This window comes from Cryobacterium sp. TMN-39-2, assembly GCF_004402745.1.
GTDB lineage: Bacteria > Actinomycetota > Actinomycetes > Actinomycetales > Microbacteriaceae > Cryobacterium > Cryobacterium zongtaii.
Map to the genome: position 1 here is coordinate 50,895 of NZ_SOFX01000046.1, position 14,889 is coordinate 65,783.

Here is a 14,889-nt window from a genome sequence, read left to right on the forward strand (position 1 = left end):
GGATGCGGGCGATAAGGTTGCAAAATGGACTCGACCGGTAGTCGTCTCGGCCTTTCCCTGGGCATCATCACACTCGCTGCGCCCATCGTGGCGCTCGGCCTGTTCATCGGCAGCTTTGCGGTCACTGCCACCAGCGCAGCCGCCGGCAACCCTCTCGCCGGCCGCTCCTTCTATACCAACCCGAACTCGACCGCGCAGGTGGCTGCCACCGCCGCCGCGGTCGCCGACCCGGACTCCGCCGCGGCCGCCACCCTCGGCAAGCTGGCCGAGCAGCCCTCCGCGATCTGGCTGATGCCGGAGAAGTACCCGCTGAACACCGTGCAGGCCGACGTCACCGCCATCGCGGATGCCGCCGAAGAGGTCGGGCAGACGCCGGTGTTCGTGGTCTACGGCATCCCCGACCGCGACTGCGGCAACTTCTCGGCCGGCGGCCTCTCGGAGAGCGACTATCCCACCTGGGTGGCCTCCATCGCGACGGCGCTGACGCTGAAGGCATCCGTGGTTATTCTCGAACCGGATGCGCTGGCGCTGGCCACCGAGTGCGGCAATGTCGAGCAGAGGGTGGCGCAGATTCAGCAGGGCGTGGCCGCTTTTGCGCCCACGGTCGCCACGGTCTACCTCGACGCCGGCCACTCCGACTGGCTCACCCCGGCCACCGCCGCCGATCTGCTCAACCGCGCCGGCGTCGCGCAGGTGCGCGGTTTCGCGACCAACGTCTCCAACTACAACGACTCGGCCGCCGAGCAGGCCTTCGGTGAGGCGGTCTCCGCGCTCACCGGCGGGGCCCACTTCGTCGTCGACACCTCGCGCAACGGCCGGGGCGGCAACGGCGAATGGTGCAACCCTGCCGGCCGGGCCCTGGGCGGCACTCCCGAGGCCACAACGGATGGGGCCTTGCGCGACGCGAATCTGTGGGTGAAGGAGCCGGGCGAGAGCGACGGCACCTGCAACGGCGGTCCGGCCGCCGGCGAATGGTGGAACGAGCGGGCCCTCGAGCTCGCGGCCGCTGCCGGCTGGTAGCCGGGCGGCGGGCCGAATCGGGTCTATCTGATGGATGCTCGACCCGCGTAATATACTCAGGTATGTCGACGACCGGGGAAATACGCAGGGTAGCGGTCATTATTGAGGACGACGCAGACATCCGCCATCTGCTTGAAGCCGTACTCACCCAGGCCGGGTTCAAGACCATCGCCACGAGCAACGGGCTCGACGGGGTGCGCGCGGTTCGCGCGTACGACCCGATCGTCACCACGCTCGACGTGAGCATGCCGGGCATGGACGGGTTCGAGACCGCCAAGCGGATTCGCGCGTTCAGCGCCACCTACCTCGTGATGCTCACCGCCCGCGACGAAGAGATCGACACGCTGCAGGGCCTGGAGTCCGGCGCCGACGACTACCTCACCAAGCCGTTCCGGCCGCGCGAACTGCGCGCCCGCATCGACGCCATGCTGCGCCGCCCCCGGCTGGCGCTGCCGCCGGAGGGTACCGAGGTCATCACCGAGCCCGCCGCCCCCGCGTTCGCACCGGCCGCCGGCGCACAGCTCGCCGCGGAACCCGAATACACCCCCGCGTACGTTCCGCCGGTCACCGCGCCCGCTCCCCCGGCGGCCGACCTGCCGCCGAGCCTGGCCCCGGTAGCGATGAGCGGGCAGCACGTCGCGACCGTGCCGCTTCCCCAGGCCGGCACCGCTGCATCCGCCAGCAGTGACGCACGCGCCGACGACTGGATCGAGCACAACGGGCTGCGGCTGAGCAACGACATGCGCCTGGCCATGCTCGGCACCACTGAGCTGGACCTGACCCGCACCGAGTTCGACCTGCTGGCCGCACTGCTCGAGTCGAAGCGGCGGGTGCGCAGCAAGGCCGACCTGGCGCTGCTGCTGCGCGGCGAGAGCTACGTGACGTCGTACTACGTCAACGAGGCCGACAAGCGTGCCGTCGAGGCGCACCTGAGCAACCTGCGGCGCAAGCTCGGTGACAGCCTCACCGCCCCGCGCTGGCTCGAGACCGTGCGCGGCGTGGGCTACCGGCTGGCGGCGTCGGATCAGGCCGGGCGCGACTCGTACTAGGGGTCGTTTTCGGGTCGCGGGGTCTCGACAGGCTCGACCAACGGGATGGGCGCGGCTTAGCGCTGCAGGGCGAACATGGTGGCCAGATCGGAGCAGGCCAGCTCGCCCACCTCGTTGAGCCTGGTCATGTGACTCACCGAACCCGCGATATCACCGTCGCGCAGGGCGTCGTGCATCATCGCGGCGGTGGCCTCCACCGTGACCGCCCCCACCATGGTGCTGCTCGAGCGGATGCTCAGCAACACCACGTGGGCTTCCTCGGCATCCGGGAATCGTTGGGTCAGCGCCACGGCCAGCCGCTGGGACCGGCTGTGCCACAGGTGCACGAAGTCGTGCACAAAGCGGCGCTGCATATTCTGGTCGCCGCCCATCTGGGCGAGCAGTTTGCGCAGGGCGAGGGCCTCGATGTGGGCGCTCACACCCGGTAGCCGCGGTGACGCTTGATCAGTGTGAAGAACATAGTCAAAGTCTGCAGCACTGTGGTCACTCCAAGGATCGGCCATCCGATCCACAGGATGGTGGACTGGACCATGATGGGTAGCTGCAACCAGATGAACACCATCGCGGCGGCCGCGGCGAGTCCCACTAGGAGGGGTACCAGGTAGGCGTTACCGGAGCCGCGCTCGGCCTTGGCCTGCTCGGCCCAGTTGTCGACCTGCTTGTTGCTGGCGAATTTGGTCCAGGCGCGCACGAAGTGGCCGATCCGCACCCACATATAGATCTCGGCGGGGAGGAACCCGATTGCGAAGACGATGTCCTTCCAGGTGCGGCTCTTCATCGACATGGCGGTGCGGAAGTTGAGCAGGATGGCGATGACCGGCGGGATCAGCCAGATCGGGCTGAACACGAACGCGTCGATCGAGAGCGAGGCGAACAGCAGGATGAAGAACATCACCCGGGTGATGACGTTGACGATCATGGAGAAGTTCTCGAGCCAGCGCAGGCGCAGGTTGGGGTGGAACGGCTGCCCCTTGGTGTCGCCGCGCTGACCGGGCCACATGAGCTCGATGGCGCCGAAGTTCCACTTGACCTGCTGGGCATCCAGGCCGCGCAGCGTGGTCATGCCGCCCACGTTGGCGCGGGCCTGGGCGCTGATCTTGGTGAGGTAGCCGGCGCTCTTGATCTGCAGCGAGAGCAGGGAGTCCTCCACCTCGCTGTCCTTGACCCACGGGGTGGCCTGGTGGCTGTCGACCATGACCTCGCGCAGGGCCTTGACGGAGAAGATCGAGAACTGGCCGCCGAGCACGGCCATGTTGCGGCCGCGGAGCATGTTCTGCATGTTGAACGCGGCGAACTGGGCGCGCTGGCCGGCGATGAGGAAGCTGGGGACGAGGCCCTGGATCACGGTGTCGTCGATGCTGTAGATCGCGGAGATGCCGCCGACGCGGGTGTCCGAGGAGATCTCGGCCTCGAGCTGCTCCACGGCGTTGGGCGACGCCGTGGTGTCGCCGTCGACGCCGAGCAGGAAATCGCAGCCCTCGATGAGCGAGAAGCCGTAGTTGAGCGCGCCGACCTTCTTGTCGGGGTTGACCCCGATGTCGTGCACGAACACCTCGGTGAACTGCATCACGCCGTCGGTGACGACCTCGTGCGGGCCGGCGTACTGGCTGGCGATCTTCACGGTGTCGTCGGTGGTGTTGTTGACCACCACGTGGATGACGTCGGGCAGCCGGGTCTGGGCCAGCAGCGAGTCGAGCACGCCGGCGATGGAGTCGGCCTCGTTGTACGCGGGAACGATGCAGCCCACGGTGGACCGGTACGTCGGCAGGCCCTCCACCATCGAATTGAACTCGTTGGCGTGGGCATCCGGGCTGGGCGCGGTCTGGGTGGCGTTGTTGCTGTCATTCACAGTCCCCACTGTGTCAGGGCAAAACACGGTCTGACCCCCGGCCGGGGGCAAGGTTCTCACAAGATATGCTCAAGACCAGCGCAGCACCCGCGCGCACCAGTGCACCCCCGGGGGATCCCATGACGATGTCAACCCGTACCCGCCTCGCGGCGCTGGCCTGTGCGGCCGGCCTCACGATTACTCTCTCCGCCTGCGGTCAGGCCCCCTGGGCCGGCCTCGAGGCGAGCCCGTCCGCGACCCCGAAGACCAAGGCCACCCTCACGGCGATCGAGAACGATTTGGCCACGGGATCGACCCGGCACCAGATCACGGCCGGGGATGCGGCGCTCACCGTGGACTACTCCTCGAGCCTGAACATGGGCGAGTGGACCGCGGCCGCGAACAAGCCCGTGAGCCTCTCGCTCAGCGCCACGCTCGGCACCGACGACGGCCAGGACGTGTTCCTGTCCAAGATGACCGTCATTACGGCCGTCACCGGGCCCACGGGCGCGCTGGAGCCGCCCGCACCCTTCGTGGACCAGACCACCTTGGTGCCCGGCTACCTCATGAAGGCGCCGTACAGCTACGGACAGACCTACGTGCTGTCGGCCCTCGACCCGACGGCCACCAGCGTCACACTGTCGTTCACCTACGAGCTGCTCATCCAGACCACGCCCACCTCGGCCTCGTTCGCGAAGCAGACCGCCAGCGACCAGATCACCGTCGCGATCGTGCCCTAGCCGCCCGCCGGCTGTTTCGCGGTCAGGGGTCGCGGGTGACGGCGGCTTCGGTGGTCACGGCGATGTCGTTGCCGCCGCGGCGCTTGACCACGTCGATGGCCCGGCCGGACGCGGCGGTGAGGGCCGCGAGGTCGTACCCGTGGTCGAAGGTGTCCCCGATGCCGAAGCTCGCGGTGAGCCGGATTTTGTAGGACTCCCCCATCGGTCCGTCGACGAGGGCGTTCTGCATCCGCTGCACGATGGTGAGAGCCTCGGTGGCGGATCCGACGGCGGCCAGCACGTAGAAGCGGCCGGCAGCCGGGTGTCCGATCTGCGCCAACAGTGGCGCGCTGCCGCGGAGGGTGTCCGCAAAGCGGGCGATGGCCTCGTCACCGGTGACGCGCCCGAACGCCGTGTTGATCTCGGGGAGGTTGTCGATGTCCGCGCCGATCAGGGCCAGGCCCAGCTCGGCCCGTTCGGCCCGCTGCAGATGGTCGGTGGCGGCCTGCTGGAACGCGGTGCCGGACAGCACGCCCGCGGCCGAATGGATGCCCACGGTGATGTCGCCGACGGCGTTGCTGCCGACCCGCTCCGCGCGCAGGATCGACGTGGCGACGCAGGCCGTCACGATGAGCGCCATGTTGAGGATCGAGGTGGTGCCTGAGTCGAAGTAGGTGATGAAGGTGGCGCTGTCGACGCCGTCCACGGTGAAGACGATGGCGCGGCCGGAGTAGAAGAGGGCGACGACGAAGAGCACGAGCGCGAAGATCCGCCCGTTGACGTTGCGGCGGAGCCGGCCGCGCAGGGCCTCGGTGCCACCCAAGGCGCCCATCAGCGCCACGACGAGCCAGAGCGGGGCAGCCCCCGCCCACTCGCCGCCGTCAGCGCCGGGGAGGAGGCTGATGACGCCCACGACCAGGGCCAGGCCGCCCACCACGGCGAAGCCGGAGCCGCGGCCGTTGTAGACCCTGCTGCCCGACCAGAGCGCGCCGACGGCGATGACCAGGGACACGTTGGCGAAGGTGATCGACCACCATGCCTCGGCGCTGACAATGTAGACGCCGTAACCGACGGCCACCATAATGCCCGCCACGAACGCGAGGCTCCACAGACGGCCGGGCGGGTCGTTGCGGTTCAGCGCGGTGTTGAAGATGAATGAGACCCCGCACAGGATCGTGATCAACCCACTGATCATCTGCAGGGTGGGTCCGTCTAGGTGCATGTTGTCCCCCGTTGAGCGTGGCGTGCCACGCTCAACCTCTGTTTACCGGGAGCGTGGCGATTGCCGTCGTCCCCTTGCCTTTGGTCGACTCCAGGCGCAGATCGCCGCCGTGTTCGCGCATGATGTCCCGGCTGATGCTCAGGCCCAGTCCCGTGCCGTGCACGCTGGAGCCCCGCACCGAGTCGGCCCGGTAAAACCTGTCGAAGAGGTTGCCCTGTTCGTCTTCGCTCATGCCCCGGCCGGTGTCGGCGACGCGCACCTCGATGCCGCAGGACACCTCCAGCACCTCGACGCTGACCTTGCCGGACTCCACGTTGTACTTGATCGCGTTGGAGAAGATGTTGTCGATCACCTGGCGCAGCCGAAAGGCGTCCGCGGTGACCGTGATCGGCGCCAGCTCGGCCAGTTCGAACCGGATGCCGCGTTGCGCGGCGAGCGGCTCGGCCGACTCGACGGCCTCCGTGATGATCGCGGACAGGTCGCAGGGCGCGACGGTGAGCGCGAGACCCTCTTTGGACTCGCTGGCCGCGGTGAGCAGGCCGGAGACGATTTCGAGGAGCCGGTCGGAGTTCTTCGACGCGATCTCGAGCATCCGGCGGGTGTCGGGGTCGATCGTCTCGTCGTCGAGGGCGAGTTCGAGGTAGCCCAGGATCGAGGTGAGCGGGGTGCGCAGCTCGTGGGAGACCGAGGCGACGAGGTCGTCCCTGGCCTGCACGGCCCGCACCTCGGCGGTGACGTCGCGGGTCACGATCACGCCGCCGTCGTACCGGCCGGTGTGGTCGTGGATGGGCCGGGCCGACACGAGCACGGCGGCCTGCGGCTGGTCGGGGGAACCCAGCCACACCGTGACCCTGTCAACGGTTTCACCGCGGATGGCGCGCTGGGTGGGCCGGTCGGGACCGTCGAAGGGCGTGACACCGTCTTCCTTGTAGACGATGGTGGCCAGGCCGATGCCGTCGCTGACGCCGAACCGGGTCAGCATGGACCGCTGGGCCCGGTTGACGAAGTTGACCCGTCCGTCGCTGTCGTAGCCGACCACACCGAAGTCGACGGTGTTGAAGATCTCGTCGAGGGTCTGCTCCTGGCGCCGGGAGCGCTGCAGGGCCGCCTCGAAAAGACCGGCCTGTTGGGTGAGCAGCACCCGCTGGGCAAGCGCCCGCCGGTTGGTGGTGTAGGTGACGGAGGCCACGAACGCGAGCATGATCGTCACGACGGCCAGCAGCGGCGCCTGCGAGGTGGCGTAGCCGGTGGCGTTGTTCGGGTCGGTGAGAAGCTTCAACGGCAGGCCGGCCCAGAGCAGCACGCTGGCGAAGATGACACTGCCGGCGGCGCCGGCCTGACCGAAGTGGGTCGACAGCCAGATCACCGGGAACACCAGCAGGAAGCTGACACCGAGCTGCGGCTGCGCCTCGCGCGCCAGGGTGAGCCCGACGATGTCGAGCAGCGGCAGGACGATGATCCAGATCTTGGGCAGCCGGCGCCAGGGCACGGCGGCGGCCAGCCCGGTGGTGGCGAAGATGACCATGACGCCGAGGAAGTAGAGCGGCTCCACGAACATGGACGCGTCCTTGGCGACCGTGACCGCGACGAGCAGCAGGGTGGCCGCGGCCAGGAGCAGCTGGGAGAGGAAAACGGACCGCTCAACGCGCTCCCGCACGCCGACGTGCGGCAACCTCAAACTCTGCTCGACCATACTGCGACCCTAGCGTTCAGAGGGGAAGCTCAGACGCGGCGCGCACGGGCAGTACCGCGGCGGCCCCGAACTCTTCGAGGCGGGCGAGGGTCTTTTCAAAACTGCGCGGCACGCCGTAGTGGAAACCCTGGGCGCTGCGGATGCCCAACGCGGAGAGATGGGTGGCCATCGCCTCGTTCTCGACACCCTCCACGATCATCGAATACTCGAGGTTGTCACCGAAACCTTGCAGCGCCGTGAGCACCTCACGCTGGCGCACATCGTCGAGGTCGTCGACGAGGCTCTTGTCGATCTTGAGGATGTCCATCGGCATCCGCACCAGCGCGTCGACCGAGGAATCCTGGGAGCCGTAGTCGTCCAGGGCGATCATGATGCCGATGTCGCGGAGGTGGTCGGCCTGGGCGCGCACCGCGGTGGACACCCGGGCGACGGAGCGTTCGTTGAGCTCGAGGCAGAGCGAGATGCCCGGGTAGCGGTCGGCCAGTTCTTCGACGAAGCTGCCGACCCGCTGCGGCAGGATCTGGCCGGCCTCGACGTTGATGGTCATGCAGACGATGCGCGGTTCGATCAGCCGGAAGTCGGCGGCGGCGGCCATCGCCTTCAGGGCCACCTGGCGGGTGAGCGCGTCGAGCCGGCCGAGGCTCTTGGCCTTCTCCACCAGCGACGGCGGCGACAACGGGCCGAGCTCGGGGTCGGAGTACCGCACCAGCGCCTCGAAGGCCCAGATCTGGCCGGTGACCAGGCTCACGATCGGCTGGAAGGCCAGTTCGAGCAGGTCTTCGTCGATGGCGCGAGCGACGATGTCGTTCATCTGCGACGAGCGGTGCCCGGAGATGTTGATGCTGCTCTCGTTGGCCGGGCCGCCGCGGCGGCGGGACTTCTTGATCGCGAGCATGCTGCGGTCGGCATCGCGCAGCAGCTGGTTGACATCCGTCTCGCGGTGCGCGGAGTAGGCCAGACCGATGCTGAGGATCGGGTTGAGCACGGTGCCGCTGACGGCGAGGGGCTCGCCGGTGGCCTCCATGATGTTCTCGGCCAGCAGCTTCGCCTCGGCCAGCGACGACAGCCGGGTGAGGATGACGACGAACTCGTCACCGCCGACGCGGGCGACGACGTCGTAGGGGCGGATGACGGCGCTGAGTCGACGACCGATCTCACTGAGGATCTCGTCGCCGGCCTGGTGGCCGTAGCGGTCGTTCATCCGTTTGAAGTCGTCGAGGTCGATGAACAGCACGGCCAGCGCCTCGGAGTAGTCGCGGTGGTCGTTGATGTTGGCCAGGGCATCCTGGAAGGCGCCGTAGTTGGGCAGCCCGGTGAGCGGGTCGGTGTTGGCGCGGATGGTGAGTCCGCCGATGCTCTCCCGGGCGGCGTAGACCACGTCGGCGGTGTGCGCGAGGGCCTGCAGGGCGCGGCGGTCGTCCCCGGTGAACGGGTAGTCCATCACGTCGCGGCGGGCCACCAGGTACTGGCCGAGCGGTCCGATCGACAGCGGGGCGTCGATCTCGCCCAGGCCGGCCGGCTCGTGCCGGATGCCGGCGGATTCGACGCCCACCGTGGCGATGGCGGCGCGACGCAGCACACTGGCGAGGTCGACGCTGCTGCTGGCCGGGCTGATGGTGATGGGGGTGGCCTGCCCGCCGGACTTGACGAAGTGGTTCGTGGCGTTGAGGTCGATGACCCCGTCGACCACGCCGGCCAGACGGCGGCGCATCGACATGGCGCGCACGAGCAGGATCGTGCCGCCGCCGACGATCGCGAGCGGCACCAGGGTGACGGCGGTGGCCAGTGTATCGGTGCGCGTGTCGAAGAACGGATGCGTCCACTGGCTGATCAGGGCGCAGAGCCCGGCGAACCCGCCGCCGATCAGGACCAGACGGGGCACCGAGTACTGTCGTCCGGGGCCGAGGTCGAGGCCGGTCCGGTCGAACCGCCGGCGGACAGCCTCCAGCGCCACCACCGTGGTGAAGTAGGCGAGCGCCGCTGCTGCGGCGACGCCGGCGGCCATCACGTCGAGGGACGCGAGCAGAGCGAGGACGCCGGCGAACGCGGCACCGCCCAGACCCGTGAGCCCGGCCGCGTACAACGCCAATTCGGGCCGTCGGGCGCGGACCCAAACCACGATCAGAACACCCAGGCAGACCAGGCCCACCGACATCAGCGGCGCGAAGACCGGGTCGACGGCCAGCACGACCACGATGGGCAGGCTGACGACCGGGCTGCGGTGCGGTACCGTGCCCAGCCGGAGCCGGGGGATGTCGAGGATGCCCGTGATGGCCACGGCCGTCAGGGCGATGAACAGGTGTTCAGCGTTGCCGCCGAGCACGAGCTGGATGAGCGCGGAGCCGATGAGCGCCAGCGCGGTCGCCGCGAATACGGCGAAAGCCACCCGGCTCCCGGTTCCTGCTGCCCTGATCGTCTCCACAAGCTCTGACACTAGCGGAGCGGACCTCGACCGCGTGCCTGCGGGCCTATCCGATGTCGACGTGGGTCGCGAGTTTCGCGGCGATGAGCTCGGCGATCTGCACCGCGTTCAGCGCGGCACCCTTGCGCAGGTTGTCGTTGCTGATGAACAGCGCCAGGCCGCGGCCGTTGGGCACACCGGGGTCCTGACGGATGCGGCCCACGAAGCTCGGGTCGGCGCCGGCGGCTTCCAGCGGCGTGGGGATGTCGCTCAGCTGCACGCCGGGCGCGTCACTGAGCAGCTCGGTGGCGCGGGCGACGGAGATCGGCTTGCTGAATTCGACGTTGATCGACAGCGAGTGGCCGGTGAAGACCGGCACCCGCACGCAGGTGCCGCTGACGAGAAGCTCGGGCAGCTGGAGGATCTTGCGGCTCTCGTTGCGGAGCTTCTTCTCCTCGTCGGTCTCGAACAGGCCGTCATCGACGATCGACCCGGCCAGCGGGATGACGTCGAACGCGATCGGCCGCTTGTAGATGGTGGGCTCGGGCATGCTCACCGAGGAGCCGTCGTGCACCAGCTGGAGGAGGTTGTCGTCGCTGGCCGCGGCGCGGATCTGGCTGGCCAGCTCCTGGGCGCCGGCCAGGCCGCTGCCGGAGACCGCCTGGTAGGTGCTCACGATGAGCCGTTCGAGGCCGGCCTCGTCGTGCAGCACCTTGAGCACCGGCATGGCGGCCATGGTGGTGCAGTTCGGGTTGGCGATGATGCCCTTGACGGCCTGGTCGATGGCTTCCGGGTTGACCTCGCTGACCACCAACGGCACGTCGGGGTCCATCCGCCAGCCCGACGAGTTGTCGACCACGGTTACGCCGGCCGCGGCGAACCGGGGCGCCTGGCTCTTGGACAGGGTGGCGCCGGCGGAGAAGATCGCGACGTCGAGTCCGGTGGGGTCGGCGGTGGAGGCGTCTTCCACGACGATCCGCTCACCCTTGTAGGGCAGCACGGTGCCGGCGGAGCGCGCGGACGCGAAGTAGCGGATGCTGGCGACCGGGAAGTCGCGCTCCTCGAGCAGGCGCCGCAAGACGGCGCCGACCTGGCCGGTGGCGCCGACGACGCCGATGTTGATCCCGGCGCGGCGGGGTGCTGCGGTGCTGGTGGCTGCGGTGCTGGTCACTGTGTGGTCCTTACTCAGTCAAGTCTGGTGCGGGTCGGTCTCGTGCCGGTGATCTTGTGCCGGGATGCGCATAACTCCTGCAATTCTCCCCGGTTGGAGCCCAAACGGGACAAAACGGGGGTTTTTGGCAGAAATTGCAGGAGTTATGCCGGGGGTGCGCGGGTTTTGGCATCCTATGGGCCGGCGGAGGCCGGCGGGTGCCCGCGGGGTTCAACTGTTACCGATGCGGACAAATGGTGCCGGCGTACCGGGCGCAGATGTCCGCACGGGCAACAGTTGGCTGCCGAGCGGGCGGGACGGGGCCTTAGCGGCCGGTGCCGCCGTGCACGACGGCTTCGTCGTCGCTGTCGAGCCCGAAGGCCGTGTGCACCACGCGCAGGGCCTGGTTGATGGTGTCGGCCCGGGTGACGACGGAGATTCGGATCTCGCTGGTGGAGATCATCTCGATGTTGATGCCGGCCTCGAACAGCGACTCGAACAGCTTCGCGGATACCCCGGTGTTGGTGCGCATCCCGGCGCCGACCAGGGCGAGCTTGCCGATCTGGTCGTCGTACTGCAGGCCGGCGAAACCGACGTTGGCCTGCTCGTTGGTGAGCGCGGTGAGTACCTGCTGACCCTCCGACTTGGGCAGGGTGAACGAGATGTCGGTCAGACCGGTGGATGCGGCCGACACGTTCTGCACGATCATGTCGACGTTGGCGTTGGTCTTGGCGACGATCTTGAAGATCTGCGCGGCCTTGCCGGGGATGTCGGGGACACCGACGACGGTGACCTTGGCCTCACTGAGGTCGGCGGCGACCCCCGCGATGATGGGCTCTTCCACGGGCTCTCCATTCAATATTTCGGTGGCGTACGGGCTAGTGGCGCCCGGGTTGTAGACAATGGTGCCGGTGTTGTTGTTGAACGACGACCGTACGTGCAGCGTGACCCCGTGCCGGCGGGCATATTCCACGGCCCGAATGTAGAGCACCTTGGCGCCGGCCGCGGCGAGCTCGAGCATCTCTTCACTGGAGACCCGCTCGAGCTTGTGCGCCTTGGGGACCACGCGAGGGTCGGCGCTAAAGATGCCGTCGACATCCGTGTAGATCTCGCAGATGTCAGCGCCGAGCGCGGCGGCGAGGGCGACGGCGGTGGTGTCGGAGCCGCCGCGGCCGAGGGTGGTGATGTCCTTGGTGTCGCGGTTGAAGCCCTGGAAACCGGCGACGATGGCGATGGCGCCCTCGTCGAGGGCATCCCGCAGCCGTCCGGGGGTGACGTCGACGATGCGCGCGGCGCCGTGCTGGGCATCCGTGATCATGCCGGCCTGGCTGCCGGTGAACGAGCGGGCGTCGTAGCCCATGCTCTTGATCGCCATGGCGAGCAGGGCCATGGAGATGCGCTCGCCGGCGGTGAGCAGCATGTCGAGCTCGCGGGGCGCCGGGATCGGGGTGACCTCGTGGGCGAGGTCGAGCAGCTCGTCGGTGGAGTCGCCCATCGCGGAGACGGCCACGACGATGTCGTTGCCGGCTTTCTTGGTGTCGACAATGCGTTTGGCAACGCGTTTGATGCTCTCGGCGTCGGCAACGGATGATCCGCCGAACTTCTGCACGATCAGGCTCACGTGGGCACTCCTGGCTTCCGGGTACGCGGCGACATCCCGCGCTCCCATCCTAAATGCGTTCGTATTCTCGGGCGTTCATGTGACGCCGTGTGCGAGGCGGGGTGGCGTGGGGCTCCCATGTCGCCGCGTACCCCGGCAGACCGGGCGGACCGGGCGGAGCGCTAGCTGGTGACGGTGCGGCGGCCCTCGAAGGCACGGCCCAGGGTGACCTCGTCGGCGTACTCGAGGTCGCCGCCGACGGGCAGGCCAGAGGCCAGGCGGCTGACCTTGATGTCGAGGGTGGTCAGCAGGCGGGAGAGGTAGGTGGCGGTGGCCTCGCCCTCGAGGTTGGGGTCGGTGGCGATGATCACCTCCTGCACGGTGTTGTCGGCGAGGCGCGTCATCAGCTGACGGATGCGCAGGTCGTCTGGGCCGATGCCGTCGATGGGGCTGATCGCCCCGCCGAGCACGTGGTACAGGCCCTTGAACTCGCGGGTGCGCTCGATGGCGACGACGTCCTTGGCCTCTTCGACCACGCAGATCGAGGTGGGGTTGCGGCGCGGGTCGCGGCAGATCATGCAGGTGTCCTGCTCGGACACATTGCCGCAGATCTCGCAGAACTTCACCTTGTCGCGCACCTCGAGCAGCACGTTGGCCAGGTGGGTCACGTCGAAGTTCTTGGTCTGCAGGATGTGGAACGCGATGCGCTGCGCCGACTTGGGGCCGATGCCGGGCAGCCGGCCGAGCTCGTCGATGAGTTCCTGAACGATGCCTTCGTACATTTAGTTATCGTTCCTCTGTCGCGAGATCGGGTCGTGCGGCTGTTCCTCGATGAAGGTGGCGCCGAGGATCTCGCGCACCACGGCCTCGCCGTAGCGCTGCTTCTCGGCGAACGCGGGCGAACGCCGGCCGGGGGCTTGCTGGCGGGGAGCCTGTTGGACTGGGGCCGGCTGGGTGGCCGGCCGGGCGCCGCGGGGCGGTTCCGGGGGTGCGGCGAACTGTTGCGGGTCCGGCGGGAGGTCGTCGTATGGCGGCGGCTCCTCGTCGAAGGGCGGCTCGATATCGGGCTCGGGCGCGTAGTCGTAGGCCGGGGCGGACTGCGGTGCAGACTGCGACGCGGCAGATTTAGGTGCGGCGGCGGGTGTTGACGACGGTGCGGTGTCGGCCGGGGCGCTCGTGGCGTCCGGGGTGCCGGCGGGGGCGGAGCGTGTGTCGGCGGGGGCGCTAGTTGGCGCGCTGGCGGGTGCACCGGTGGATGCACTGCCGGGTGCCCCGAGGACGGGCGGGACAACGATGGGTTCACCGGCCGCGGTCTCGGCAGCGGCCAGGGCGGCAGCGGATCCGGGGATGACCACGGTGGCCCAGCCTGTGGAGGTGGCCGGCGGTGCGAGGGTCGCCGTCGCGGTTCCGGTGGTCGCGGTCGATGCCGGGCCGGTACCAGAGGTGGAGCCGGAGGTGGCATCGCCGGACGGGCCACCGAAGACGGCGGGACCGGCCGAAGGCAGATCGACAGCGGCAGAGGTCGGCGCGGTGCTCGTCGACGGAACACTCGGCGCGAAGGCAGCGGGCGCTGGCCCTGTCGTCGAGGCGGTCGGCGTCGTGCCGGCCGGGGAGGCCCCCTCCGCGCCTTGCCCTGCTGCGGACGAGTTGCCCTGGCGCACCGGGGCAGCTGGTCCGGAGGTGGGCACCTCGGCAGAGGACGCGGGTGCGGAAGTGGGTGCAGGCGCGAAGGTTTCGGAGTCGGCGCGGGCGATGAACTTCACCCGCAGGCCGAGCACCTTCACGATGGCGCCGCGGAGGAACTCGCTGACGCCCTGGCCTGGAGCCTGCTGGGCCTTGAAGCCCTGCATGTCCTGCTCGCTGGGGAAGGACAGCACGAGAATGTCTTCGCCGCGCAGATCGAGCACACGGGCGGTGTAGACCACGAGCCAGGCGCTGAGCTTGACCTCCTTGACGGCCTCGAGGATCTGGGGCCAGGCGTCCTTGATCTGGGCCAGGGTGACCGGGCCGACGGGCACGACGGGGGCCGCGGGCGGCACCGTCTCGGCGGTCGGATCGGGACGGTCGGCTTGCGGGCTGGCGGGGCTGACATCGGCAGCCGGGCTGGTGGCGACCGCCGCGGCGGGCTCGACCGGCACGGCAGCGGGGGTGCCCGGCGTCCGGGTGGCCCAGCCTGGGGCGGCTGGAGGGACGGTCGTCGCAGCCGG

11 protein-coding genes and 1 pseudogene are annotated in these 14,889 nt (G+C 68.9%); 3 read left to right on the top strand and 9 right to left on the bottom strand.

Annotation, left to right across the window (positions count from 1 at the left end):
• Window positions 1–24 precede the first annotated feature (24 nt).
• Both E3O57_RS17735 and E3O57_RS17740 read left to right on the top strand, forming a co-directional pair.
• On the top strand, window positions 25–1,020 hold the full coding sequence (locus tag E3O57_RS17735) for a glycoside hydrolase family 6 protein (protein WP_103478803.1): 996 nt from the start codon (window positions 25–27) through the stop codon (window positions 1,018–1,020).
• Between the two features lie 62 nt (window positions 1,021–1,082).
• Entirely contained in the window at window positions 1,083–2,069 is a 987-nt protein-coding gene (locus tag E3O57_RS17740) for a response regulator transcription factor (protein ID WP_174776362.1), read from the top strand.
• A 56-nt stretch (window positions 2,070–2,125) separates the two neighbouring features.
• Here E3O57_RS17740 and E3O57_RS17745 read toward each other — a convergent pair whose 3' ends face one another.
• Entirely contained in the window at window positions 2,126–2,488 is a 363-nt protein-coding gene (locus E3O57_RS17745; protein WP_103478802.1) for a hypothetical protein, read from the bottom strand.
• Window positions 2,485–3,918: a glycosyltransferase gene (locus E3O57_RS17750; RefSeq protein WP_241990489.1), complete on the bottom strand. Its 1,434-nt coding sequence runs from the start codon at window positions 3,916–3,918 to the stop codon at window positions 2,485–2,487. Before E3O57_RS17750 ends, E3O57_RS17745 begins: the two co-directional genes overlap by 4 nt.
• 119 nt (window positions 3,919–4,037) lie before the next feature.
• Between E3O57_RS17750 and E3O57_RS17755 the strand changes: the two genes are divergently transcribed.
• On the top strand, window positions 4,038–4,637 hold the full coding sequence (locus tag E3O57_RS17755) for a hypothetical protein (protein ID WP_133159717.1): 600 nt from the start codon (window positions 4,038–4,040) through the stop codon (window positions 4,635–4,637).
• A 22-nt stretch (window positions 4,638–4,659) separates the two neighbouring features.
• Here the strand turns inward: E3O57_RS17755 and E3O57_RS17760 are convergent, their stop codons facing one another.
• The 7 genes and pseudogenes from E3O57_RS17760 to E3O57_RS18840 all read right to left on the bottom strand — a co-directional run.
• Window positions 4,660–5,838, bottom strand: a complete 1,179-nt coding sequence (locus E3O57_RS17760; RefSeq protein ID WP_103478800.1) for a diguanylate cyclase — start codon at window positions 5,836–5,838, stop codon at window positions 4,660–4,662.
• A 31-nt stretch (window positions 5,839–5,869) separates the two neighbouring features.
• On the bottom strand, window positions 5,870–7,531 hold the full coding sequence (locus E3O57_RS17765; RefSeq protein WP_103462045.1) for a cell wall metabolism sensor histidine kinase WalK: 1,662 nt from the start codon (window positions 7,529–7,531) through the stop codon (window positions 5,870–5,872).
• Window positions 7,532–7,547: 16 nt separating this feature from the next.
• Window positions 7,548–9,917 (bottom strand): bifunctional diguanylate cyclase/phosphodiesterase, encoded by a 2,370-nt coding sequence (locus E3O57_RS17770; RefSeq protein WP_103478799.1) that lies wholly within the window; start codon window positions 9,915–9,917, stop codon window positions 7,548–7,550.
• 82 nt (window positions 9,918–9,999) lie between these two features.
• A complete protein-coding gene (locus E3O57_RS17775; protein ID WP_103478798.1) occupies window positions 10,000–11,103 on the bottom strand; it encodes an aspartate-semialdehyde dehydrogenase in 1,104 nt (367 codons plus the stop codon).
• Between the two features lie 304 nt (window positions 11,104–11,407).
• Window positions 11,408–12,703 (bottom strand): aspartate kinase, encoded by a 1,296-nt coding sequence (locus E3O57_RS17780; RefSeq protein ID WP_103432718.1) that lies wholly within the window; start codon window positions 12,701–12,703, stop codon window positions 11,408–11,410.
• A gap of 161 nt (window positions 12,704–12,864) precedes the next feature.
• Window positions 12,865–13,464 carry a recombination mediator RecR gene (gene recR, locus E3O57_RS17785; protein ID WP_088455142.1) on the bottom strand — a complete coding sequence of 200 codons (600 nt, stop codon included), beginning with the start codon at window positions 13,462–13,464 and terminating at the stop codon, window positions 12,865–12,867.
• Window positions 13,465–14,889 (bottom strand): annotated as a pseudogene (locus E3O57_RS18840) (hypothetical protein); the annotation flags it as partial.

Excerpts from the sequence above, each read along its gene's own strand:
- E3O57_RS17740 (WP_174776362.1), top strand. The coding sequence starts at position 1,083 with ATGTCGACGACCGGGGAAATACGCAGGGTAGCGGTCATTATTGAGGAC.
- recR (WP_088455142.1), bottom strand. The coding sequence starts at position 13,464 with ATGTACGAAGGCATCGTTCAGGAACTCATCGACGAGCTCGGCCGGCTG.
- E3O57_RS17760 (WP_103478800.1), bottom strand. The coding sequence starts at position 5,838 with ATGCACCTAGACGGACCCACCCTGCAGATGATCAGTGGGTTGATCACG.
- E3O57_RS17765 (WP_103462045.1), bottom strand. The coding sequence starts at position 7,531 with ATGGTCGAGCAGAGTTTGAGGTTGCCGCACGTCGGCGTGCGGGAGCGC.
- E3O57_RS17755 (WP_133159717.1), top strand. The coding sequence starts at position 4,038 with ATGACGATGTCAACCCGTACCCGCCTCGCGGCGCTGGCCTGTGCGGCC.
- E3O57_RS17735 (WP_103478803.1), top strand. The coding sequence starts at position 25 with ATGGACTCGACCGGTAGTCGTCTCGGCCTTTCCCTGGGCATCATCACA.